This is a genomic window from Propioniciclava soli (assembly GCF_014858005.1).
Lineage (GTDB): Bacteria > Actinomycetota > Actinomycetes > Propionibacteriales > Propionibacteriaceae > Propioniciclava > Propioniciclava soli.
The window spans coordinates 107,618-127,013 of sequence record NZ_JACYOT010000013.1; the positions used below are offsets into that span (position 1 = coordinate 107,618).

General features: G+C 71.8%; 18 protein-coding genes, 1 tRNA gene and 1 riboswitch. Of the genes, 16 read left to right on the forward strand and 3 right to left on the reverse strand.

Annotated elements, in window-relative coordinates; translation table 11 throughout:
• Window positions 1-10 precede the first annotated feature (10 nt).
• From IFY26_RS13245 to IFY26_RS13265, 5 genes are all read left to right on the forward strand, one after another.
• Entirely contained in the window at window positions 11-853 is an 843-nt protein-coding gene (locus tag IFY26_RS13245; RefSeq protein WP_232549484.1) for a GNAT family N-acetyltransferase, read from the forward strand.
• A 74-nt stretch (window positions 854-927) separates the two neighbouring features.
• A complete protein-coding gene (locus IFY26_RS13250) occupies window positions 928-2,694 on the forward strand; it encodes a DEAD/DEAH box helicase (RefSeq protein WP_232549485.1) in 1,767 nt (588 codons plus the stop codon).
• A gap of 17 nt (window positions 2,695-2,711) precedes the next feature.
• The gene (locus IFY26_RS13255; RefSeq protein ID WP_232549486.1) at window positions 2,712-4,037 is read left to right on the forward strand and encodes a DNA polymerase IV; all 1,326 of its coding nucleotides are present in this window, start codon (window positions 2,712-2,714) and stop codon (window positions 4,035-4,037) included.
• Between the two features lie 17 nt (window positions 4,038-4,054).
• On the forward strand, window positions 4,055-4,933 hold the full coding sequence (locus IFY26_RS13260; protein WP_232549487.1) for an aldo/keto reductase: 879 nt from the start codon (window positions 4,055-4,057) through the stop codon (window positions 4,931-4,933).
• A gap of 14 nt (window positions 4,934-4,947) precedes the next feature.
• Window positions 4,948-5,029: transfer RNA gene (locus tag IFY26_RS13265), tRNA-Leu, on the forward strand.
• 51 nt (window positions 5,030-5,080) lie between these two features.
• Here IFY26_RS13265 and IFY26_RS13270 read toward each other — a convergent pair.
• Window positions 5,081-6,418: an HNH endonuclease gene (locus IFY26_RS13270; RefSeq protein WP_232549488.1), complete on the reverse strand. Its 1,338-nt coding sequence runs from the start codon at window positions 6,416-6,418 to the stop codon at window positions 5,081-5,083.
• Between the two features lie 174 nt (window positions 6,419-6,592).
• Here IFY26_RS13270 and IFY26_RS13275 point away from each other — a divergent pair, with 174 nt between their 5' ends.
• The 7 genes from IFY26_RS13275 to IFY26_RS13305 all read left to right on the forward strand — a co-directional run bounded on the left by IFY26_RS13275 (window position 6,593) and on the right by IFY26_RS13305 (window position 14,250).
• Window positions 6,593-8,881, forward strand: coding sequence for a DUF2339 domain-containing protein (locus IFY26_RS13275; protein ID WP_232549489.1), 2,289 nt, complete (start codon window positions 6,593-6,595; stop codon window positions 8,879-8,881).
• Window positions 8,875-9,018: riboswitch (cobalamin riboswitch) on the forward strand. It overlaps the preceding gene by 7 nt.
• An 88-nt stretch (window positions 9,019-9,106) precedes the next feature.
• Window positions 9,107-10,120, forward strand: coding sequence for an ABC transporter substrate-binding protein (locus tag IFY26_RS13280; RefSeq protein WP_232549490.1), 1,014 nt, complete (start codon window positions 9,107-9,109; stop codon window positions 10,118-10,120).
• Window positions 10,117-11,202: a FecCD family ABC transporter permease gene (locus IFY26_RS13285; RefSeq protein ID WP_232549491.1), complete on the forward strand. Its 1,086-nt coding sequence runs from the start codon at window positions 10,117-10,119 to the stop codon at window positions 11,200-11,202. Before IFY26_RS13280 ends, IFY26_RS13285 begins: the two co-directional genes overlap by 4 nt.
• Window positions 11,199-11,978, forward strand: a complete 780-nt coding sequence (locus IFY26_RS13290; protein WP_232549492.1) for an ABC transporter ATP-binding protein — start codon at window positions 11,199-11,201, stop codon at window positions 11,976-11,978. The genes IFY26_RS13285 and IFY26_RS13290 overlap by 4 nt, the downstream gene beginning before the upstream one ends.
• 36 nt (window positions 11,979-12,014) lie before the next feature.
• Complete coding sequence (cobO, locus tag IFY26_RS13295; RefSeq protein ID WP_232549493.1) at window positions 12,015-12,578, forward strand: cob(I)yrinic acid a,c-diamide adenosyltransferase; 564 nt, start codon at window positions 12,015-12,017, stop codon at window positions 12,576-12,578.
• A 256-nt stretch (window positions 12,579-12,834) separates the two neighbouring features.
• Window positions 12,835-13,056: an NIL domain-containing protein gene (locus tag IFY26_RS13300; RefSeq protein ID WP_232549494.1), complete on the forward strand. Its 222-nt coding sequence runs from the start codon at window positions 12,835-12,837 to the stop codon at window positions 13,054-13,056.
• A gap of 9 nt (window positions 13,057-13,065) precedes the next feature.
• Complete coding sequence (locus IFY26_RS13305; RefSeq protein ID WP_232549495.1) at window positions 13,066-14,250, forward strand: Gfo/Idh/MocA family protein; 1,185 nt, start codon at window positions 13,066-13,068, stop codon at window positions 14,248-14,250.
• 13 nt (window positions 14,251-14,263) lie between these two features.
• Here IFY26_RS13305 and IFY26_RS13310 read toward each other — a convergent pair whose 3' ends face one another.
• A complete protein-coding gene (locus IFY26_RS13310) occupies window positions 14,264-15,058 on the reverse strand; it encodes a DUF4261 domain-containing protein (protein ID WP_232549496.1) in 795 nt (264 codons plus the stop codon).
• Window positions 15,055-15,534 (reverse strand): peroxiredoxin, encoded by a 480-nt coding sequence (locus IFY26_RS13315; protein WP_232549497.1) that lies wholly within the window; start codon window positions 15,532-15,534, stop codon window positions 15,055-15,057. Before IFY26_RS13315 ends, IFY26_RS13310 begins: the two co-directional genes overlap by 4 nt.
• A 35-nt stretch (window positions 15,535-15,569) precedes the next feature.
• Between IFY26_RS13315 and IFY26_RS13320 the strand changes: the two genes are divergently transcribed.
• From IFY26_RS13320 to IFY26_RS13335, 4 genes are all read left to right on the forward strand, one after another.
• The gene (locus IFY26_RS13320) at window positions 15,570-15,848 is read left to right on the forward strand and encodes a DUF3618 domain-containing protein (protein ID WP_232549498.1); all 279 of its coding nucleotides are present in this window, start codon (window positions 15,570-15,572) and stop codon (window positions 15,846-15,848) included.
• A gap of 199 nt (window positions 15,849-16,047) precedes the next feature.
• The gene (locus IFY26_RS13325) at window positions 16,048-17,433 is read left to right on the forward strand and encodes an ABC transporter substrate-binding protein (protein ID WP_232549499.1); all 1,386 of its coding nucleotides are present in this window, start codon (window positions 16,048-16,050) and stop codon (window positions 17,431-17,433) included.
• Between the two features lie 92 nt (window positions 17,434-17,525).
• Window positions 17,526-18,488: a carbohydrate ABC transporter permease gene (locus tag IFY26_RS13330; protein WP_232549500.1), complete on the forward strand. Its 963-nt coding sequence runs from the start codon at window positions 17,526-17,528 to the stop codon at window positions 18,486-18,488.
• On the forward strand, window positions 18,485-19,393 hold the full coding sequence (locus tag IFY26_RS13335; RefSeq protein WP_232549501.1) for a carbohydrate ABC transporter permease: 909 nt from the start codon (window positions 18,485-18,487) through the stop codon (window positions 19,391-19,393). Before IFY26_RS13330 ends, IFY26_RS13335 begins: the two co-directional genes overlap by 4 nt.
• Window positions 19,394-19,396: the final 3 nt, after the last annotated feature.

The window sequence follows — 19,396 nt, forward strand, 5'->3', positions numbered from 1 at the left end:
GGTCCGCCCCATGCGGGACTCTGAGCGGGACGCCGTCCTGGATCTGATCGTCGGGCAGCAGAGCGACCCCGCCCGAGCGTGCACCTACGCCGGCACCGAGCGCGACGGGGTGGCGTCCGAGTTGGATGATCTCGGCGACTGGACGGCATTCACCTGGGTGTCCGATCATGACGGTCACCTCACCGGCGTCGTCATCGCCGACTCAGACGAGTCGCTGGGCCGCAGCTGGATCCACGGTCCGTGGGTTGCGGGTGAGTGGCTTCGCGACGCCCGCCCCCTGCTGGACGCAGCGCTCCATGCGCTGCCGCCCGGCGTCACCCGTCACGAGATCTCCGCCGATGTCGCCCACACCGCCATGGCCGCGCTCGCAGCGGGGCGCGGCTGGGCGGCCACGGAGGCGAACCACCTCTACGTCACCTCGGACGCCTCCGCGTGGCCGGACGAGGGCGCCCGCGTCCGCACCGCCCGCACCTCCGACGCAGCAGCCATCGAATCCCTGCACCAGGCCGAATTCCCCGACACCTATTACTCCGTCAGCCAGTTGCTCGACCCCGAGCGTGGCTTCATCGTGGTCGTCGCCGAGAACCGGGGGGCCTTCGCGGGCTACGCCGCCGGCCGCGTGCAGGCCGACGGCTCCGGCTATCTCGACTACGTGGCCGTCACGGACGCAGCCCGCGGGCTCGGCCTGGGACGCGCCCTCGTCGCTGCGGCGGGACGGCGCATCGCGGTCGCGGCACCCCAGCATGATCTCAACCTCACGGTCCAGGAGAGCCGCACACCGGCGTGTGCCCTCTATGAAGCCCTGGGAATGCGGCGGGTGGCGTCTCTGGTCGCCTATAGGCACGGATTCTGAGCCGCAGCGGACAACTGGCCGAACCAGACAACCAGAACGCGCGCGGAGGCCTCCGGACCCACTACGGTCGTGGGGTGAGCGAAACCGAGGCTGAGGCCCCCACCACCACGTTTGCCGATCTCGGCATTGACGATCGCCTGCTCAAGGCGATCCGCGAGTTGGGTTATGAGCGGCCCAGCCCCATCCAGGCCGAGACGATCCCGGCGTTGCTGGCCGGCCGCAACGTCATGGGCCTGGCCCAAACGGGCACGGGAAAGACGGCCGCCTTCGCTCTGCCCATCCTGAACGGCCTCGACCTCAAGCAGAAGGCACCGCAGGCCCTCGTGCTGGCGCCCACCCGCGAGCTGGCCCTCCAGGTGTGCGAGGCGTTCGAGAGCTACGCCTCCCATCACAAGGGCGTCCACGTCCTGCCCGTCTACGGCGGCCAGGGTTACGGCATCCAGCTGAGCGCGCTCGCGCGCGGCGTCCACGTGGTGGTGGGCACGCCGGGTCGCATCATCGACCACCTGGAGCGCGGCACGCTCGACCTCACCCAGCTGCGCTTCCTCGTGCTCGACGAGGCCGACGAGATGCTCAACATGGGCTTCGCCGAGGACGTCGAGCAAATTCTCGCCGACACCCCGACCGACAAGCAGGTCGCGCTCTTCTCCGCGACGATGCCGAAGGCCATCCGGACGCTCGCCGCGACCTACCTCACCGACCCGCTCGAGGTGCGGGTCGAGGGCCAGACGCGCACCGCGCCGAACATCAAGCACCGCTATCTGATCGTCTCCTACCCGCAGAAGGTGGACGCCCTCACGCGCATCCTCGAGGTGGAGAACTTCGACGGCATGATCGTGTTCGTCCGCACCAAGAACGACACCGAGACGGTCGCCGAGAAGCTGCGCGCCCGTGGCTTCGCCGCCGCGGCCATCAACGGCGATCTGGCCCAGGCGCAGCGGGAGCGGACGGTCAACCAGCTGAAGAGCGGCAAGCTCGACATCCTGGTCGCCACCGACGTCGCCGCCCGCGGCCTGGACGTCGAGCGGGTGAGCCACGTGGTGAATTTCGACATCCCGACCGACACCGAGAGCTACGTCCACCGCATCGGCCGCACCGGCCGCGCCGGGCGCTCCGGGGACGCCATCTCGTTCGTCACCCCTCGCGAACGCCGGCTGCTCAAGGCGATCGAGCGCGCCACCGGCCAGGAGCTCACGGCCATGGCGCTACCCACCGCCGATGACATCAACGCCACCCGGTTGTCCCGCTTCGACGAGGCCATCACCGCGGCGCTGGGCGAGCGCGCCAAGATCGACTTCTTCCGCGATGTCGTGGCTCACTACGTGCGCGAGCACGATGTTCCCGAGGTGGACGTGGCCGCCGCCCTCGCCGCAGTGCAGCAGGGTGACGAGCCCATGCTCATGGATCCCGAGCCCCCGGCCGCCGTCCGCTCCTTCTCCGACGACGACGGCGGACGCCGCGGGCGCGGCGCGGCCGGTGACCGGGAAGATCGCCCAAGGCGCACCCGGGAAGGCTCAGGCGGCCCGCTCGTCACCTACCGCATCGCTGTCGGGCGCCGCCAGCGCGTGGCCCCTCGCATGATCGTGGGGGCTCTGGCCAACGAGGGCGGCCTCGGCCGTGGTGATTTCGGACGCATCGACATCCGGGCGGATCACACGCTGGTCGACCTGCCGGCCCAGATGCCCCAGGAGGTGTGGGACGCGCTGCGCTCGACCCGGATCTCCGGCAAGCTCATCGAGCTCGAACGGGACAACGGCCGGCATTCCGGCAGGGGCGATTCGTCGAGGCGCGAGTACGGCGACAAGCCGAAGTTCCGGAAGTCCGCCGACCGTCGGAGCTGATGGCAGGTGGTCACCGCGTGAGGCTCGCCGCCTCGATCCTGCACCTCGACCTGGACGCCTTCTTCGCCGCCGTCGAGCAACGCGACAAGCCGTCGCTGCGCGGGAAGCCGGTGATCGTCGGGGGAGTGGGCTCCCGCGGAGTGGTGTCGACGGCCTCCTACGAGGCGCGCGTGTTCGGCGTCCACTCGGCGATGCCCATGCACGAAGCGCGCCGGCTGTGCCCGCACGCGGCGTTCCTGTCCGGACGTTTCCGCGCCTACCGCGAGAGTTCCCAGATCGTGATGGGTCTGCTGCGCGAGCTCAGCCCTCTCGTCGAACCCCTCAGCCTCGACGAGGCGTTCGTCGATCTCACGGGTGGGGCGCACCCCGACGTGAGCCCCGCGGCGGTCACCAAGCTCGCCGAGGACCTGCGCGCCCGCGTCCAGGCGGACACCCACGGCCTCACGGCGTCCGTGGGGGTGGGCACGAGTAAATTCATCGCCAAGGTCGGCAGTGAGCTGGCCAAGCCGGACGGGTTGCGTGTGATCGAGCCCGGGACGGAGCTGGACACCATCGCTGACCTGCCGGCGAGGGCCATCCCCGGTGTGGGCCCCGCCACCATGGAGCGACTCAGCCGCCTGGGCGTGCGTACCGTGGCCGACATTCGCGCGCTCAGCCACGGCGAGGTTGTCCGCGAGCTCGGCAAGGCCAACGGCGAATGGGTGCACCACTTGGCCTTCGCCCGGGACGATCGCCCCGTGAGCCCCGACCGGGAAGCGAAGTCCATCTCGGTGGAGGACACGTTCTCGACCGACGTCCGCGACCGCGACGAGCTGGACGCCGTCATCGAACGCGATGCCCGCATCGTGGCCGAGCGTGTGGCCCAGCAGGGCCTGTTCGCCCGCACGATCACGCTCAAGGTGAAGCGTCCCGATTTCACCATCCTCTCCCGATCGCTGACCCTCAACGGGGCCACGGATCGGGCATCCACCATCGCTCGCATCGCGCGACGGCTGCTCGACGACGTGGCCGTCGAGGACGGGTTCCGCCTGCTCGGCGTCGGCGTCGCCGGCTTCACCCCTGCCGCCCAGGAGGAACTCTTCGAGCCGGACGCCGAGGGCGCGGTGGTGACCCACACCGACGCCGATCTGCCGCTTCCGGACGCTCCGGCGCCCGAGGCCGTCCGCCCCCGCTGGGTGCCGTCGTTCACCCCGGGCGCCGACGTCGTCCACGACGAGCACGGTGCCGGCTGGGTGTGGGGCGCCGGCCTGGGGCGGGTGACCGTCCGCTTCGAGACCCGCGAGACAGGCCCGGGCCCGGTTCGTACGCTCTCGGCGGACGACCCTGCCCTGCACCTCGTGTGATCTGGTGAGATGGAGGCATGCAGACGCACTCCTTCGGTTCCACCGGCCTCATGGTGTCCCCCCTCGGGTTGGGCGCGGGCCAGATCGGCTACGGCGGCATGGACGACGACGCGGCCGGCCGCGTCCTCAGCCACGCCCTCGACCTGGGCATCACGCTCATCGACACCGCCCACTGCTACGGCGACAGCGAGGAGCGCATCGGCCGCCACATCAGCCACCGCCGCGACGAGTTCGTGCTGTCGAGCAAGTGCGGCCACGCCATCGCCGGTCACGACGACTGGACGCCCGGCATCATCCGGCCGGGCGTGGAGGACTCCCTGCGGCGCCTGCGCACCGAGTGCATCGACATCATGCACCTCCACTCCTGCGACGCCCGCCACCTCGAGGACGGCTCGCTCGCCGACGAGCTCGACGCCCTCTCCCGCGAGGGCAAGATCCGCGTCGTCGCCTACTCGGGCGACAACGAGGACCTGGCCGCCGCCGTCGCGTCCTGCCGCTTCGCCTCGATCGAGACGTCGGTCAACATCGCTGACCAGCACAACCTGCGCGCCACCGTGCCGGACGCCGCCGCGGCCGGTCTCGGGATCATCGCCAAGCGTCCCCTCGCCAACGGGATGTGGCGCCACGCGGAGCGTCCGACGGGGGAGTACGGCGATTACTACTGGGACCGCCTGCGGGAACTCGCCTACGACGTCGACCTCGACATGGGCGAGTTTGCGCTCCGTTTCAGCGCCTTCGCCCCTGGCGTCTGCTCGGCCATCGTCGGGACGACGAGCGTGGACAACCTGTCGAAGGCGGCGGACGCCGTCGATGCCGGGCCTCTGCCGGACGCCGTGATCGCCCACGTGGCCGAGCGGTGGCACGCCGTGAGCGAGGGCTGGGACAGCCGCACGTAGACTTCCCACCGCCGGCCGGAGTGGTGGAACTGGTAGACACGCAGGATTTAGGTTCCTGTGCCTTCGGGTGTGAGGGTTCGAGTCCCTTCTCCGGCACGATTAGGCACCCCCGCCCCGAGCCGAGGCTCGGGGCGGCTCGTCGTCCGCTCAGGCCGCCGTGGGCCAGATCAGGTCGATCCGCACCGGACGCGGCGGGCCGCGCCGCTCGGGGGGTGCCACCGGTGACGCGGGTGGGTCGGGGGCGCGAGTCCGCACCACCTGGCCTGCCGGTGTGGTGAGCTCCACCGGGGCATGCGGGCCGGGCCGGGGGAGTGTCTTCCAGCCGATCGCCTGCTTGTGGTGGTTGCAGGCTTCGCAGAGCCCCTGGCCATTGCCCAGGGACGTGGCTCCGCCGCCGGCGTGGGGAACCACGTGGTCGATGTGCCGGATCGGGGCATCGCACCAAGGCGTGCGGCACGTCTGGTCCCGCACACCGATCCAGTCAGCCAGACCCGCGGGGAACACCCGGCTGCGCGCGTCCAGCCCCACGAGCTCGGCGTCCCCGGGGCGCTGGTACAGCCGGCGCACCCACGCCGCCACGCCGGCGTCCACCGCGCGCGTCACGAGGGCCCGGGCGAGGGGAGCGGGCAGCGAGCCGTGCCCCACCACCTGGGCCGGTTCGGTGCCGGCGTCCAGCAGCGTCGCGTCCGACATGAGCAGGTACACGCCGACGCCCACCGCGTCCGCCGCGGCCTGGCCGGTGAGGCGCTGGACGAGGAGGTCGGCCCGGATCTGCCCCCGTGACCGAGGGTCACCGGCCGCCAGCACGGTGTCCGCACCCCGCACGAGGGCGGCGTACGCGGCCACGCCCTGGGTCAGCGGGAGCAGAGCGGTGAGGTAGGTCATGCCGTCGGGAGCAGGACGCAGGCTCACGCAGCGCTCCTCCACCGCCCGGCGATGACGTTCCACGCTGGACGCCGGATCGAGCCGCTGCGCGATGCGACGCGCCTCCGCCGCGATCCGGCGGTTGCCCCAGGTGGCCAGCTGGGCCGGGTCGGCGCACACCTGGGCGTCGACGGCGGCGCGATCCTCCCGGCTGAGGCAGGCCGTCTCGCGCACCAGCAACGTCGCCCGGTACTCGCTCAGCACCCCGGCGCTCAGCAGCGCGAGCGTGTGCGGCATCTCGGCCGTGATCGCCTTGGCGAAGCCCAGCCAGCGGTCGCCCGCGTGCGGGGACTCGCGCCGGGCCACCGCGATCGCGGCACCCACCCCACGCCCCAGGCGTGCGGCGGGCACGCCCCCGGCCCGCTGCTCCGCGACCAGCACCTCGGACAGGGCCACCGAGGCGCGCGCCTGGATCGCCGCAGCAGTGGCCTTCAGCTCCTCCAGCCCCGTGAGCAGCTCGGCGAGCGCATCCGCGTCCCGCGGCAGCGCACCGCGCGCGAGGTCGTCGGCCAGCGCGTTCACGCTGTCACGACTCACCACCCCGGCTGCTCCCGTGCTCATGACACCATCCTCCAACCCGCCTCTGACATTTTTCGCACCACTCCATCGGGTCAGTCGCCCCAGCCACTCCCCGTTGCCCTCGCCGGACGGCGTTTCGCCCCGGCGCCGCTGTGTCGCCCTCGCGTGAGGCGCCCGGTGCGGGAAGGTGGTGCCAGCCCCAGCAAAGGATCCGCGATGACCCACACGCCCGGCCCGGACGCCGGCCGCGCACCCGCTGCGTCCAGCCAGAGCCTCGACGACCCGGACGCCATCACCGCGCGCATCCGGGGCGAGATCGCCGAGGTGTCCCGCGGTCTGGTGCGCCTGGCCGGCGATCTGGACGCCCTCGCGGGCGCCCTCGCCCTGCAGCAGCGCACAGTGGCCGGGGACGCCGCGGCACAGGATGCCGCGGCGCGCGACGCGCCAGGTCAGGACACGCCAGGTCAGGGCGCGCCAGGTCAGGGCGCATCCGGACAGGGCACATCCGGACAGGGCACATCGGGACAGGGAACATCGGGACAGGGCACATCGAGACAGGACGCGCCGGGACGCCCACCGCTGGGGACCGCGCCCTTCCCCGGCAGGCCCGCGGGGCAGGCGCCCTTCCCCGCGGCCGTGCCCTGGGGTCCACCGCAAGTCGTCCCGGGCCGGCCCGGCCCGGCCCAGGACGCGCCGGCCCGAGGCCCCGGATCCCCGGCGCCCCAGCCCACCCCGGCGACCCAGCCCACCCCGGCGCACCCCTCCCAGCGCCCGGCAGCCCAGCTCCCCGCGCCGCCCCGCTCGCCCCGCCCACCCAGCCCGCCCCGCCCGCCCCGGCGCCCGGTGTCCCTCGCGGAGATCTTTGCGATCGTCGGCTCCGGGGTGACGCTCATCGGCGTGGCCCTGGTGCTGCTCATGCCGCAGGACGGCTTCCTGGGCCCCCTCGCCCGCACCACGATCGGCCTCAGCCTCGCCGCGGCCGCCGTCGCGGCGGCCTTCTGGCAGCACCGCTTTGACCCGAAGAACATCGGCGCCCAAGCCCTGTTCGCCACCGGCGTGGCCTCAACCTTCCTGTGCCTCGTCGCGCTCACGGCCATCTTCACCGATCCGGCCGGACGCCCCCTGCTCGCGGTGCTGCCCGGGCTGGTGCTCGCCGGCCTCGTCAGCCTCGCCGGGGTGTGGGTCGCCGTCTCCTGGCGAAGCCAGTGGTTGGCGGTCCTGGCCATGTTGGGCAGCTTGGTACTGGCGCCCCTGCTGTCGCAGAACGACCGGCTGGCCGTGCTCGCCTTCATGCTCGTGCTGACCGTCGCCTCCGGCGCGTTCCAACGCGCCGTCGACTGGCCCGTCCTGGTGCTGGCGCGCACGCTGCCCACCGGGCTGGTGTTCCTCGCCATGACCATCGACGAACTCCTCATCCTGGCCCGGGGCGGGGCCGACTCTCTGATCCTGCTCGCCCTGGTCACCGCGCTCGCGCTGTGCGGTCTCCTCATCGCGGTGATGCACCAGCGCAATGACGCCGGCACCCGCGTCGCGGCCGTGATCGCGTTCGTGCTGTTCTGCGGTCCGCTGCTGGTCGGCGGCTGGAACGTCGACAAGCTCCCCTCCGTGGCCGCCTACGTCGTCGTCGGGGCGGTGGCCACCGCTGCCGGATTCTGGCCGCAGCGCGTGCACACCTGGGTCCGGGCCGCGGCCATCCCCCTGGGGGCGCTCTTCCTCGCCGTGGCCGCGCTGCGCGCCTTCGATGCTGCGCACCAGGGCTACCTGTGGTTCGGCCTCGCGATCGCCTACCTCGCGGTGGCCGAGCGGGTCCGCTTCCGCCCCGTGATGGTCGTGGGCGTCCTGCTCGCCGGGGTCGGCGCCCTGGTGTGGCTGCCCAGTCTGGTTTCCCTCGTGTCCTTGCAGGCCGTGGCCGACGGCCGGCTCGGCATCGAGCACGTGGTGCAGTCCGTGCTGGGGCTGGTCGCCACGCTGCTGGTGGTCCGCGCCCTCCGCCTGGACTGGCCCGAGGGAGGCCATGTTCTCAACTACGCGGTGTGGGTCGGCACGGTGCTCTTCGGGACCGTGGCGGTGGTGCTGGCGGGCACACTCCTCGGCCACACTCTCGGCGACGTCGCGAACGGCTTCCAGGTCGCGCACGCCGTCGCCACGGTCAGCTGGATGGCCCTCAGCGTCGCCCTGCTCTCCCGAGGGCTGCGTCGGGCCTCGGACGCCCAAGCGGCCCGTCACATCGCCATCGCGCTGGCCGCCGCCGCCGTCGCCAAGCTGTTCCTCTTCGACCTGGGTGCCCTGCCCGGCCTCGCCCGCGCGCTCGCCTTTATCGTCGTCGGCATCCTGTTGCTGGTGATCGGCACCTGGTACCACGGCCAGCTCGAGAAGGTGCGCCGGGCGACTGCGGAGCCCACACCGGGGGCGGACGCCGACCCGGCCGTCCAGCCCGCACCGGCCGTCCAGCCCGATCCGTCCGCCGCGCCAGCGCCGGGCCCGGACGCCGATCCGATGCGTTAGTCTGGCCGGGTCCCCGCAACCAGTGGGGGCGTCGTGGATGCCAGTGAAGTCCGGTGAAAATCCGGCGCTGTGCCGCAACTGTGATGCCGACCGTCGGTCGGATGAGCCAGGTCACCTGCCCCACGACCACGTTCAGGTCCTCGGACGAAGGGCCGTCCGTGCGCAGTGGGCCCCCGCCCGTTGCGGCTGACGACTTCGTCCTCCGCAACGAATCGGAGGATGCTGGTGATCCAGCCCCACACCCCATCAACTCGCACGCGCCCTGCGCGCCTCACCTGGCTCGGCGCCGCCGCGCTCGCGCTGGCCCTGGCGGCCTGCGGATCGCCGGCGACGCCCAGCGCGAGCGGCACGACCGACGCCCCGGCCGCCACCACCCCGGCCACCACGACCCCGGCTGCCGCATCCTTCCCCGTCGACGTCGTCACCGGCGCCGGTGACAGCACCGAGACGGTCACCATCGCTGAGCGCCCCGACGCGATCGTCTCGCTGAGCCCGACCGCCACGGAGTCGCTGTTCGCGATCGGAGCGGGCGACCAGGTCGTCGCCGTCGACTCGCAGTCCGACTACCCGGCCGAGGCGCCGATCACCGACCTGTCGGGGTACACCCCCAACGTGGAGGCCATCCTGGCCCACGAGCCCGACCTCGTGGTCGCCTCGACGCGGGACGCCGACCTGATCGGCAGCCTCGCCAACGCCGGCGTCCCGACGCTCGCCCTCCCGTCCGCCCAGACGCTGGACGAGGCCTACGGGCAGATCGAGCGGCTCGGCACCGCCACGGGGCACCTGGCCGATGCCAAGGCCGTGGTCGCGCAGATGGACGAGCGCATCCAGGCCGCCGTCGACGCCACCCCGAAGGCTGAAGGGGCCACCTACTTCCACGAGCTCGACCCGACGCTCTACACCGTCACCAGTGACACGTTCATCGGTGAGGTCTACGGCATGTTCGGGCTGACCAGCATCGCGGACGCCGCCGGGACGACCGACTTGTACCCCCAGCTCTCCGAGGAGTACGTCGTGGCCGCCGACCCCGACCTCATCTTCCTGTCCGACACCCAGTGTTGCGGCGTCACGCCCGCATCGCTCGGTGAGCGCGCCGGGTGGGCCGGCCTCTCCGCCGTCACCGGTGACCGGGTCCACGTCCTCGACGAGGACGTCGCGAGCCGCTGGGGGCCGCGGGTGGTCGACTTCGTCGAGACCGTCTCCGATCACGTGACCGCGTTGCAGACAGCCCACGCATGAGTGCGACCCCGAGGACGCCGTCCCTGGCCCGGGTCCGCCGGCTCGACGTGCCACGCCTTGGCCGTGGCATCGGTCGGTCGGGCCGCTGGCTGGTCGCGGGCTGCGTCCTCGGGATCGCGCTGCTCACCGGCGTCATGATCGGGCCGGCCGGCCTGACGGCGTCGGGCGTCGCCCTCGAGCTGGTCAACGCGATCCCCGGCGTGACGCTCGATTCGGGCCTGACGAGCCAGCAGCAGGCCATCTTGTGGCAGATCCGGCTGCCGCGCATGGTGCTGGGCGCCCTGGTGGGCGCCACGCTGGCTGTCGCCGGCGCCGCGTACCAGGGCGTCTTCCGCAACCCGCTCGCTGACCCGTACCTGCTCGGCGTCTCGGCCGGCGCGGGTCTCGGCGCCACGCTCGCCATCACGCAGGGGGGCGGGATCGGCCCGTTCGGGGTGCCGCTGGCCGCCTTCGCCGGCGGCCTGCTGGCGGTGAGCGCCACCTACGCCCTCGGTGCCAGCGTGGGGGGCCACCGCAGCTCGACCATCATCGTGCTCGCCGGCGTGGCCGTCGCGGCGTTCTTCAGCGCCGTGCAGACCTTCGTGCAGCAGTGGTTCGACGACTCGCTGCTCGCTGTCTACAGCTGGATGCTCGGCCGGCTGAGCACCAACGGGTGGAGCGACGTCATCATGGTGCTGCCGTACGTGCTCGCGAGCTGGGTGCTGTTGCTGCTGCACCGCCGCACGCTCGACGTGCTCGCCGTCGGCGACGTGGAGGCCGCCAGCCTCGGCATCAACGTCCCGCGGGTGCGGCTCGTGCTCGTGCTGGTCGCCACGCTCGGCACCACCGCGGTCGTGGCGGTGAGCGGGCTCATCGGGTTCGTCGGCATCGTCGTGCCCCACGCCGTCCGGCTGATCTTCGGCACCTCCCACCGCCTCCTCCTTCCGCTGGCCATGCTGTTCGGGGCGGCCTTCCTCGTGCTCGCCGATGTCGCTGCCCGCTCGGTCGTGGCGCCCGCCGAGTTGCCGATCGGCGTCGTCACCGCCTTCGTCGGCGCGCCCTTCTTCCTGGTCGTCCTCCGCCGGAACCGGAGCATGACGTGAGCGTGCTGGAGTGTCGCGGCCTCGGCGTCCGCCGGGGGGAGGCGCAGGTCGTCCACGACCTCGATCTCGTGGTGGACGCCGGCGCCTGGGTCGCCGTCGTCGGGCCCAACGGGGCGGGCAAGACCTCGCTGCTGCACGGCATCGCCGCGCTCACCCCCGTCACCGGCCACCTCCGCCTCGGAAACGACGATCCGCACCAGCTCTCCCGGCGTGCGCTCGCTCGGCGGGTGGCCCTCATGGCCCAGCAGCCCGTCGTGCCCACCGGCATGACCGTGCGCGAGTTGGTGGCCCTCGGCCGGACGCCCTTCCTGCGCCGCTTCGGCACCGAGTCGGCCACCGACCGGGCCGCCGTGCAGCACGAGCTCACCCGGCTCGGCCTGGCCACGCTCGCCGACCGCCCCGCCGACCGGCTCTCCGGCGGCGAACTGCAGCGCGTCATGCTGGCCCGTGCCCTGTGCCAACAGCCGACCCTGCTGCTGCTCGACGAGCCGACCAGCGCCCTCGACATCGGGCACCAGCAGTCGGTGCTGGACCTGGTGGACGAGCAGCGCCACGAGCGAGGGCTCACCGTGCTGGCCGCCATGCACGACCTCACGCTGGCCGCCCAGTACGCCGACCGCATGGTGCTGCTCGACCGCGGCGTCCTCGTGCAGGACGGCCCCCCCGCGGACGTGCTGGACGCCCGCCAACTGAACGAGACCTATGGCGCCCGCGTCGACGTGCTGCCCCGCCCCGCCGGCCCCGCCGTCATCCCCGTCCGCCCGGTGAGCCGCTGACGCGCACGCCCATCCCATCCCCGCAAGGAGCCCCCTGTGACCGACCTGCCGACACACGACCGCCCCCTGCCGCCGCGCCGGGACGTTGACTCGCTGGTGTTCGTCAACACCGGCGACGGCAAGGGGAAGTCGACCGCCGCCTTCGGCATGCTGATGCGCGCCGCCGCCCGCGGCTGGCCGTCCTGCGTGGTGCAGTTCATGAAGTCGGGACGCTGGCGCGTGGGGGAGGCGGAGTCGGCCCGCCGCCTGGGGGTCGACTGGTTCACCCACGGCGACGGCTTCACCTGGGAGAGCGACGACCTCGACCGGAGCGCCGGCATCGCCCGCGAGGCGTGGCGTCTGGCCGACCGCGTGTTGACGTCCGGGGAGTACCGCCTCGTCGTGCTCGACGAGGTGACCTACCCGCTCACCTACGGCTGGCTCGACGCCGAGACGGTCGTGGCCCGGATCCGGGAGCGCGCGGCGTCCACCAACGTCATCTGCACCGGCCGCAACGCCCACGCCTCGCTGGTTGACCTGGCCGACACGGTCACCGAGATGCGCAACGTGAAGCACGCCCACGCCACCGGCGTCCGCGCGCGCCGCGGCATCGACTACTGACGCCCGGGTCGCCCCGGTCGCCCCGGCGTCCGACCTGTGGGAAACGGCTGTGCGGACGCCGCTCGCGCCGCTAGTCTGACCCCGTGATCACGACGGCGCATTTCGACACGCTGTCTCTCGTCATGCCCGGCTGTTGTCGGTGTTGTCGCCGCCCGCGCGGCGCCCACTCCTGATCCCCCCGGCGACCTGACCCGGCCGGTGGCCGGGAGTGTGGCTCTCAACCCCCACACCCACACCACCGCAGCCAGGAGCCGTCATGACCCTCGATCTCGTCTTCGTCCAGCAGAGCGCCGCAGGCGCCACCTTCGCCCAGCTCGCCGCCGACCTCGGCGTCGAGCTCCGCCTGGTCGCCCAGCGCATCACCACCATGGAGATCTTCCCGGTGAGCGTGCTCACCGTCGAACTCACCGCGGAGCCAGGCCTCCTCGAGGCTGCGACGCGCTGGTTCGCCCAGCGGGGCATCCACCGGCTGGCCTAGGCTGGGGCCATGAGCCCGGACGAGGACGTCACCCCGCTCCGCGTCGGCATCGTCGGCTGCGGCAACATTGCCCGCTCCCACGCCCGCGCGTACGCCGAGAACCCGCGCGTCCGGCTCGTCGCGTACCACGACGTGGTGCCCGGCCGGGCCGAGGCCTTCGCCGACGCCCACGGCGGCAGCGCCGTCAGCTCCGTGGCCGAGGTGGTCGCGTCCGGTGTCGACCTCGTGTCCATCGCCACCCCGCCCGGGAGCCACGCCGACATCGCCTGCGCGCTGCTGTCCGCAGGGGTGAACGTGCTCATCGAGAAGCCCGCGACGATCAGCCTCGCCGAGCTCGACCGGGTGGCCGAGGCCGAACGGGCCGGCGGTGTCCAGGCCTACGTCGTCCTGCAGCACCGGCACGGCAGCGGCGCGGTGCGCGCCCGGCGGCTCATGGACGCCGGCTCGCTGGGCACCCCCCGCGTCGCCGTCTGCGAGACCCTCTGGTACCGCACCGACGGCTATTTCACCGACGTCGACTGGCGAGGCCTCTGGGCCGGTGAGGGCGGTGGGCCGACGCTCGGCCACGCCATCCACCAGATCGACCTGCTGCTGCACCTGATGGGGGAGTGGGAGAGCGTGGACGCCCGCGCCGTCCGGCTCGCGCGGCCCGTGCAGTTCGAGGACGCCTCGCTCGCCGTCGTCACCTTCGCCAGCGGCGCTGTGGCGAGCATCGTCACCAGCCTCGTCTCGCCGCGCGAGGTGAGCCGCATCCGGGTCGACACCGAGGGCGGCACCCTAGAGGTCAACCACCTGTACGGCTACCGTGACGCCGACTGGTCTTGGACGCCCGTGCCCGATCCGGAGGTCGCCGCACGCTTCGGGTTGGATCCCGGCACGCAGGCGCGGCCGGGCGCCGCGGCCCGCCCGGCTGCGGGCGATCCGTGGGCCGCGAGCGCGGCCGACGTCGACGAGGTGCCCAGCAACCACGCCGCGCAGATCAACCGCCTGGTGGGCGACCTGCTGGCCGGACGCCGCCACGCCACGACGTTGGAGAGCGCCCGGTCGACCATGGAGCTGGTGAGCGCCATCTACGCCTCCGGGTTGGGGGGAGGCACCGTGCGACGCGGCGACCTGACCCCGGGACACCCCTTCCACGCGCGTCTCGACGGCGGGCTGGACGCCGCCGCGGTGGACGCCCGCCTGGTGCCCTGAGCAGAGCCCGGCGTCAGGAGCCGGCGCGGGGCCGGTGCTCGTCTCCGATCTCGAGCACCATCGCATCGTGGATCGCCGAGTGGCGTTCGCGCACCGGGTGCTGCTGGCTCGGCGTCGGCCCCACCGTCTGGCCCGCCTCGACGACCGCGCCGGTGGTGATGAGGTAGCGGGCCGTGTCGGCGAGGAAGCGGAACAGGTCCGAGGGAGGCCGCCTGCTGTGCTCGATCACGAGGTCGCGCGCGCCGAAGGCGTCCAGCCCCAGGGTGTAGGCCGAGTGGGTGCCGTCGGGTTCGTCCATGACCCACACGGAGGTCCACAGGTCGGCCGGCACCTGCTTGGACTCCACCGCGGCGCTGAACCCGCGCGCATAGGCGTCCGCGGGGTACACGGCCGACGCCTGGGCACTGTGCACGGCCACGGCGCCGGGCAGCCCGGCCACGACCGTCGCGATGACCGACCAGATCGTCGCCTCCTGCAGCGCCTGGGCGCGCGGCTCGGGCACCTCGCCCGGGTGGAGCACGGTGATGACGACGTGGCTGCGGTGCTGGGCGACCGCGTCGGTCTGACCCTGCCACCACACGGGGTGACAGGCGCGCAGCGCGGCGGCAGCGTCCAGCGAGACGGCGTTGCCAGCCACCATCGCCCGCACCAGACCGGTCGAGACCACGGCCGCGTCCACCTTGCCCTTGCCCGGGATGTCGAGGGTCTGGGCCGACGCGCCGTCAGCGAACTCCTCGGCCAACGCCTCGGCGAGGTCGGACGCCATCGGCGCGGCCCCGGCGAACAGCACGGCCCCCGAAACCGTCATGCGATGCCGAGGTCGCGGCGGAGCTTGGCGACGTGGCCCGTCGCCCTCACGTTGTACTGGGCGACCGAGATGGTCCCTGCCCCCGTCTCGTCCACGTCGACCACGAACGTGGAGCGGAGGACGCCGGTGATCTCCTTGCCATAGAGCAGCTTCGTTCCCCAGGCGCCGTACGCCTCGAGGGTGGTGCGCTCGGGGTCGGCGAGCAGGGTGATGGTGAGGGCCTCCTTCTCGCGGAACCCGGCCAGCTTGGCCACCGCATCCGGCGAGATGCCCAGCACGTCGAAGCCGGCCGCAGCGATCGCGTCGGCCGACGCCGTGAAGTCGACGGCCTGGGTGGTGCACCCCGGCGTGGACGCGGCGGGGTAGAAATAGACGATGACCCGACGCCCCGCGTAGTCGGACAGCGACACGGTGGTGCCGTCGGCAGCAGGCAGGGTGAAGGGCGGGGCGGGGTCGCCCACCTGGAGTCTGGCCATGACTCCACCCTAGCTTCTGGCATAGGGTGGGCCCCATGCGGACCAAGGAAGAGATCCAGGCCGAGATCGCGGCGGCCCGGGCGCGACTCGCGAGCAATGTCGAAGGCCTCATCACCCAGGCCCACCCCCGCGCGGTCGCCGCGCGGACGGTGCAGGACGCCAAGGGGCTGCTCAGCTCCGAGGTGGACGCGGTGAAGTCGCAGTTCGTGGACCCGACGGGCGAGCCCCGCTATGAGCGGATCGGTGCGCTCGGTCTGGCGGTCGCCGCCTCGGTCGCGTTCCTCTTCGTGGTCCGCTCCATCGCGCAGGGCTGAGCCCCCCGCGGGCTGATCGCCCCCACGCGCCGGACGCCGCACCCTTCGTGAGGTGGGGCGTCCGGCCGTGTTTGGTTCCAGTTCTATAACAAACGTTTACACACGTAATCCTCTGCTTTCGTGTGGGGTAGGTTGGCCCGGTCCGGGGTCAGTGCTCGTCCGCGGGCGCCGCTCCACCACCACACAGAAGTGAGGATTGATGTCGAAGAAGATGACGAGGGCCTTCGCCGTGGCCCTGTCCGCCGGGGCGCTGCTGACCGCCTCCGCCTGCTCCAGCGGAGGCACCGCCACGGCCCCCACAACCCCCACCCAAGAGGTCGACTGCTCGGCGTTCGAGACCTATGGCGACCTGAACGGCACGACGGTCACCGTCTACACCTCGATCGCCAGTGACGCCGAGGCGCAGCCGCACATCGACGCCTTCAAGCCGTTCGAGGAGTGCACCGGTGCCACGGTCGAGTACGAGGGCAGCCGCGAGTTCGAGGCCCAGCTCCCCGTGCGCGTCGCCGCGGGCAACGCCCCCGACCTGGCCTACTTCCCCCAGCCCGGCCTGCTGCAGACCATCGTCAACGGCAACCCGGACGCCGTCGTGCCGGTCGGCGAGGCGGCCGCGGCGAACGTCGACCAGTACTACAACGAGGCTTGGAAGATGTACGGGACGGTCAACGACACGTTCTACGGCATCCCGATCGGCGCGAACGCGAAGTCGTTCGTCTGGTACAGCCCGTCCGCCTTCGCGGACGCGGGCTACGAGGTGCCCACCACGTGGCAGGAGCTGATGGACCTGTCGCAGCAGATCGTCACCGACAACCCCGACGGCTCGGTGAAGCCGTGGTGCGCGGGCATCGAGTCCGGCGACGCCACCGGCTGGCCGGCCACCGACTGGGTCGAGGACATGATGCTGCGCGTCGGCACCCCGGAGCAGTACGACCAGTGGGTGACCCACGAGATCCCGTTCAACGACCCGGTCGTCGTCGAGGCCATCGACCAGGCCGGCTCGATCCTCAAGAACGCCGACTACGTCAACGGCGGCTTCGGCGACGTCCGCTCGATCGCCGCCACCCCGTTCACCGACGCGGGCTTCCCGATCGTCGACGGCACCTGCTTCATGCACCGTCAGGCGTCCTTCTACCAGGCGAACTGGCAGGAGGCCGGTGGCGACATCACCGTGGGTGAGGACGGCGACGTGTGGGCCTTCGCCCTGCCGGCCGAGACCACGGACAGCGTCCCGATGCTCGTGGGTGGCGAGTTCGCCATGGCCTTCCGCGACGCCCCCGAGGTCGCGGCGCTGCAGGCGTACCTGACGAGCCCCGAGTGGAGCAACGTCAAGGCGCAGACCACCCCGAACGGTGGCTGGCTCTCGGCGAACACCGAGCTCGACCCGTCGAACCTGGCCATGCCGATCGACCGGCTCTCCTACGAGCTGATCACCGACCCGAACGCCGTGGTCCGCTTCGACGGCTCCGACCTGATGCCCAGCGCCGTCGGCGCCGGTTCCTTCTGGAAGGAGATGACGGACTGGATCGCCCTGGACAAGAGCTCCCAGGACGCCGCCAACGCCATCGAAGCCTCCTGGCCCGCCTGATCGTCTGACCCTCTCGCACCGGGGGCTCCGCCACGACCGCACCGGCCGTGGCGGGGCCCCCGGTCGACGACCCCTTCTGAAAGGAGGGCCCCATGGACTGGCTCATGCAGCCGGACACCACGGTGGAGAAGTTCATCGTGATGTTCGTCGCGATCGCGCTCTTCGCCGCCGTCATGGCCGTGGTTCTGCTGGTGGTCGACCGCCCCAGCCTCCCGCGCTGGTTCGCCGCCCTGGGTTACCTCGGGCCGGCGCTGCTGCTCATCCTGCTCGGCCTGTTGATCCCCGCCATCATGACGGTGCGCAACTCGCTGTACTCCAACGACGGGTCGACCTTCGTCGGCCTTGACAACTACGCCACGGTCTTCAGCCAGGACCTGTTCCTCATCGTGCTGCGGAACACCTTCTTCTGGGTGCTGCTCGTGCCGCTGGTCTCCACCGCGCTCGGCCTCGTCTACGCCGTCCTCGTCGACCGCACCCGGTTCGAGAAGTTCGCCAAGACCCTGGTCTTCCTGCCCATGGCCATCTCCATGGTGGGCGCGGGCATCATCTGGAAGTTCGTCTACGACGGCCAGGTCGGCCTGCTCAACGCGCTCCTCGGCCTGGGTGGGGTGCCCACCCAACAGTTCCTGCTGGACGCCCCGTACAACACCTTCTACCTGATCGTCGTCATGATCTGGATCCAGACCGGTTTCGCCATGACGGTGCTCTCCGCCGCCATCAAGGCCATCCCCGACGAGACCATCGAGGCCGCCAAGATGGACGGCGCGACCGGCATGCGGATGTTCTGGCAGATCACGGTGCCGAGCGTCCGGCCCGCGATCATCGTGGTCATCACCACGATCGCCATGGCCACCCTGAAGGCGTTCGACATCGTCCGCACCATGACGGGCGGCCAGTTCGACACCTCGATCGTCGCCCTGGAGTTCTACACCCAGACCTTCGGACGCCAGGCCGGCGGCATCGGCGCGGCACTGGCCGTCCTGCTGTTCGTGCTGGTCCTGCCCATCATCATCTACAACGTGCGCCAGATGCGCATCACGGAGGGGGAGCGATGACCGACAACACCGCCGTCGCCGTCCACGGCCCCACCCGCAAGCTGACGCGGGCCGAGCAGCGGAAGGAGGACAGCAAGACGCGGCTGTCGTCGCCCGCGGCGTCCGCCATCGCCGTCATCATCGCGGTCGTGTGGACGATCCCCACCGCCGGGCTGCTGATCACGTCGTTCCGCGAGCCGTCCGCCATCCGGCGCACCGGTTGGTGGACGGCGTTCACCAACCCGATGTTCACCCTGGAGAACTACGAGACGGTGCTCACCGGCTCGGGTGATCTCGTCGGCCCGTTCGTGAACTCGCTGATCATCACGATCCCCTCGGTGGTCATCCCGATCATCCTGGCCCTGCTGGCCGCGTACGCGTTCGCGTGGATCGACTTCAAGGGCCGCGACTGGCTGTTCGCCGCCGTGTTTGCGCTGCAGATCGTGCCCATCCAGGTCACGCTCATCCCGCTGCTCAGCCAGTACGTCCGGTTCGGCCTCGTCGGCACCTACTGGACGGTGTGGCTCTCCCACACCATCTTCGGCCTGCCGCTCGCCATCTTCCTGCTGCACAACTTCATGCGGGAGATCCCGCGGTCGCTCATCGAGGCGGCCCGGGTGGATGGCGCCGGCCACGTGCGCACCTTCTTCCAGGTGCTCATGCCGCTGTTGGTGCCGGCGATCGCCTCGTTCGGCATCTTCCAGTTCCTGTGGGTGTGGAACGACCTGCTGGTCGGCCTGACCTTCGCCCGCGCGGACTACCGCCCCATCACGGTGGCCATCGCCGAGATGGCCGGCAGCCGCGGCCAGGCCTGGCACCTGCTCTCCGCGGGCGCCTTCGTGGCCATGCTGCTGCCCGTCATCGTCTTCCTGGCGCTGCAGCGGTTCTTCGTCCGCGGCATGCTGGCGGGCGGCGTCAAGGGGTAGCCC

Bases quoted from the DNA above. Each gene is read 5' to 3' on its own strand.
- IFY26_RS13245 (WP_232549484.1), top strand. From the start codon at position 11: ATGCGGGACTCTGAGCGGGACGCCGTCCTGGATCTGATCGTCGGGCAG.
- IFY26_RS13260 (WP_232549487.1), top strand. From the start codon at position 4,055: ATGCAGACGCACTCCTTCGGTTCCACCGGCCTCATGGTGTCCCCCCTC.
- IFY26_RS13270 (WP_232549488.1), bottom strand. From the start codon at position 6,418: ATGAGCACGGGAGCAGCCGGGGTGGTGAGTCGTGACAGCGTGAACGCG.
- IFY26_RS13275 (WP_232549489.1), top strand. From the start codon at position 6,593: ATGACCCACACGCCCGGCCCGGACGCCGGCCGCGCACCCGCTGCGTCC.
- IFY26_RS13285 (WP_232549491.1), top strand. From the start codon at position 10,117: ATGAGTGCGACCCCGAGGACGCCGTCCCTGGCCCGGGTCCGCCGGCTC.
- IFY26_RS13300 (WP_232549494.1), top strand. From the start codon at position 12,835: ATGACCCTCGATCTCGTCTTCGTCCAGCAGAGCGCCGCAGGCGCCACC.
- IFY26_RS13305 (WP_232549495.1), top strand. From the start codon at position 13,066: ATGAGCCCGGACGAGGACGTCACCCCGCTCCGCGTCGGCATCGTCGGC.
- IFY26_RS13310 (WP_232549496.1), bottom strand. From the start codon at position 15,058: ATGACGGTTTCGGGGGCCGTGCTGTTCGCCGGGGCCGCGCCGATGGCG.
- IFY26_RS13315 (WP_232549497.1), bottom strand. From the start codon at position 15,534: ATGGCCAGACTCCAGGTGGGCGACCCCGCCCCGCCCTTCACCCTGCCT.
- IFY26_RS13320 (WP_232549498.1), top strand. From the start codon at position 15,570: ATGCGGACCAAGGAAGAGATCCAGGCCGAGATCGCGGCGGCCCGGGCG.
- IFY26_RS13325 (WP_232549499.1), top strand. From the start codon at position 16,048: ATGTCGAAGAAGATGACGAGGGCCTTCGCCGTGGCCCTGTCCGCCGGG.
- IFY26_RS13330 (WP_232549500.1), top strand. From the start codon at position 17,526: ATGGACTGGCTCATGCAGCCGGACACCACGGTGGAGAAGTTCATCGTG.
- IFY26_RS13335 (WP_232549501.1), top strand. From the start codon at position 18,485: ATGACCGACAACACCGCCGTCGCCGTCCACGGCCCCACCCGCAAGCTG.